3 protein-coding genes and 1 pseudogene are annotated in these 2,969 nt (G+C 55.2%); all 4 read right to left on the bottom strand.

What is annotated here, in order from left to right:
* On the bottom strand, positions 1-374 hold a 374-nt coding region (locus EOA78_RS35270; RefSeq protein WP_127320310.1), incomplete at its 3' end, for an aldehyde dehydrogenase family protein.
* Positions 375-657: 283 nt separating this feature from the next.
* On the bottom strand, positions 658-1,422 hold the full coding sequence (locus EOA78_RS35275; protein WP_127320312.1) for a hypothetical protein: 765 nt from the start codon (positions 1,420-1,422) through the stop codon (positions 658-660).
* A gap of 139 nt (positions 1,423-1,561) precedes the next feature.
* Entirely contained in the window at positions 1,562-2,404 is an 843-nt protein-coding gene (locus EOA78_RS35280; protein WP_127320314.1) for a transporter substrate-binding domain-containing protein, read from the bottom strand.
* Positions 2,405-2,755: 351 nt separating this feature from the next.
* Positions 2,756-2,969, bottom strand: a pseudogene (locus EOA78_RS36675) (hypothetical protein); the annotation flags it as partial.

Raw genomic sequence — 2,969 nt, forward strand, 5'->3', positions numbered from 1 at the left:
TCGAGCTTGTCCGCCAAGCCAGCGTAGTACCGCAGGTATCTGACGGCGGTCCGAACCTCGCCACGGGCAAGGTCCAACGCCTTCCCAGTCTCTATGCAGTTAATGATCGCGACCTCGTCGCTGCGTGCCTCAAGTGCGTCCGCCACGCGGAAAAGCATGCGCCCACGGTCGTACGGGTGCATGTCTATCAAAACGCGGTCGCGAAAGACACGGTCGGCGGCAGCAACGGCGAGATGCACTTCTTCAGGTCCTGCCTCTGCAATAACCGCTACCGTCTCTCCGTTTGAAGGGTCATCAACCTCGATCCGTTTGCCAGACGAACAATCTCTCCACTCCCCATCGATGAAATTCTTGATCACTTCTGCGCTCGACATCAAAGTCCTCCAGTTTACCCATTATCCGATCCGAGCCGGTCAAAAGAAGCGCAGGCTTTCGCTGAGTCATTAGGGAGGCTCCTTCGCATTTGCGCGTTTCGGGCCTGCAGAGCATTAGGGCGGCTTGCAGAGGCTCGGGCCGAATTAATATTGGCCGTTTGTGAGCCGGACTCAGCTATTCTGGAGCCGAACCTCGAACCGCAAGTTGGCCGCGGTTGCAATGCCCGGGGTGGTTCAAAAGGCTGGGTTGGCAGTTTGAGAACTTATCTAGCACCCTTGAAGATTACAGCATCAGGAGCTGGCCATGGCCGACTATTGGCTTCCCATATTGCGCGAGCCTCAATGCGTCCCACAGCATAGCCTGGTTTGCAGTTATCACTGGCTTGCCGAGGCGCGCCTCCAGGCGGTCGATTATGCTTGAAGTCCGAAGGAGGGTGCATGGGATGAAAAGAGCTTCAGCTTCAGAGGAATCGAACGAGCAAGAGGCCTCGAAGATACTTTCCGGGGAAAGTCCGGCGATGTCGGAATCATTTTTGCAGTGGAATGAAGCAGACGCGCAGACCGAAATACCCGACCTGCTGAGGGCCTCGGTGACGACAGCGCCTACCTGATCGATATAAGGTGTGAGCATGGCGATGCGTTTCACCTCGAGCCTGTCGAAGGCGCGCAAAGCTCCTGTCATCGGTGAGGTTAAGGAGGCCCCGGGTCGGGTTGTCTGTAGCTCCTCTTCAAACCTTTTCTGCGAGATGATGGCTGATCCCGATGTGCAGGCGTAGGCAAATACTTTGACGACACCTGGCGGGTCGAATAGCTCGCCAACCTTAGCGATCTCATCAACATGGCGGTAGAGGTTTTCGACCGTACTGGGCTCGTGATGCTTCATCCTGGCGGCACAGAAACTGATGCCGTCATCATGCATCATTCTGCGCAATTCAAGCTCTGTGAGGACGTCGTTGGACGGGGTTATCAATCCGATGACGGTCTCAGTTGCCACAGCAGGATATGATGGCTCAACGTGAGTGGTGTAGAACGCAGTCTCACTAGGCATCTCAAAGTTCTCCGTGCGTACGATCCGTTTCCGGATTAGACTCGTACTTTCTGATATGTCATCCCTGGTTTTTCGCAGAGCGGCTGCTGATGAAATTGGCTGTGCTAGAGGCAGTCGCCTGCCTCTAGCACACAAGTTTTCAGCGATGAGCGCAGACCCATTCTGTTGTTGTATCGCCTGGCAACGCCTTCTCGTCGTAACCATCTTCTGCCGCAGCCTTCATCATCTCAGGCGTTCCGAGATAGCGCTTCAGTTCGGTATTGAATTTTGCCACGAAATCTTTGTCTGAATTCCTAAATCCAATACCTATCCAAGCGGACGATTCCTCCGGCATCAAGGCGGGATTGGTGGCCTCCACCTTCCCTCCAGATTTTTTGGCGATATCCTGGACGACTGTATAAGACGTCACTCCGGCGGCTGCTCGACCAGCGATCACCGCCGCAAGAATTTCGGTACCTCCTGGAACCTCCATAATCTGCGATGCGGGCACGCCCAGCTTCTTAGCGATCTCGATGCCAGCGTAGCCTGCCCCAGTCACCATGGTCGCATTCTTAGTCACCAAATCCTTGTACGTAGTGATTTGTTCCGGATTTCCGGATTTCACCATGAAGACATCTGTTTCTTTAGAAACAGGCTCCGAGAATGTTATGTTGTCGCACCTCTTTTTATTGATATACATGCCACCTGTAATTAAATCCAACCGGCCGGCTTGCAGCCCCGGGATCAACCCACCCCAATCGGTCACCACAGGCTCGATATTGGTGTAACCCATTGAACGAAGAACCCCTTCGGCAATGGCATTTACGTACCCCAGAGGCTTGTTGCCCTCACCAGGATATGCCTGTGGCGGCTCGGAAGCAAAGCCGAGACGAATTGTCTTGCCGCTTGCCGCGCGATCAGCAAGCTCACCTGTGTAAGCGGGCGCCGTCAGACCGACGACGACGAGCCCAATGCTCAGAAAAATCTTGGTTGTACGTTCCATTCTGTTCCCTTTTCTTGTTCTGTTGAACGCGCGCCTCTCGGCGGCGATGGGCGTTCTTCCTTTGCACTTCGAGCAAGAGACGCTTGCATCAGGTATGATAGGCCATTTTAAGTGCTCCTTTCTGCGAAGAACGCAGCTCTTGGGCATTGCAGCTGCAAAACTTCCCGCCCAAGCGCAGAGATCCTGCGTGCACGAGCACCATCGAAATGGATGACTTAATACGGCTGAGCAGATCGGTGGAATGCTGCGGAGGGCACGGGGAGCATCTTCGCAACGCGAGAGACCTGAGCCTCAGCCGGCATTTTCGTGTCTCCGGTGCCTTCAGCGGCGCCGGAAGACAATCTCTGGATCTTAATCCTGAAGGCGGTCGTCGAGGGGCGCGAGCGCGAGCAGCAGGCCGCCGACCAGAGCAATTGAATACCCGATCCCGGCCGCAACCAACGTGTTGAGGGTTGCCCACAGCAACTGTGGCAGGATCTCCCACGTAAAATCCCAGCGCCAGTTGAATGTCATGCCCTTCCAAGCCTCCGGGCAACCAAGCGTTCGGCCCAGCGCATCATCGGGG

Origin of the sequence: Mesorhizobium sp. M5C.F.Cr.IN.023.01.1.1, from assembly GCF_003997585.1 — a bacterium.
GTDB lineage: Bacteria > Pseudomonadota > Alphaproteobacteria > Rhizobiales > Rhizobiaceae > Mesorhizobium > Mesorhizobium wenxiniae.

Excerpts from the sequence above, each read along its gene's own strand:
- EOA78_RS35275 (WP_127320312.1), bottom strand. The coding sequence starts at position 1,422 with ATGCCTAGTGAGACTGCGTTCTACACCACTCACGTTGAGCCATCATAT.
- EOA78_RS35280 (WP_127320314.1), bottom strand. The coding sequence starts at position 2,404 with ATGGAACGTACAACCAAGATTTTTCTGAGCATTGGGCTCGTCGTCGTC.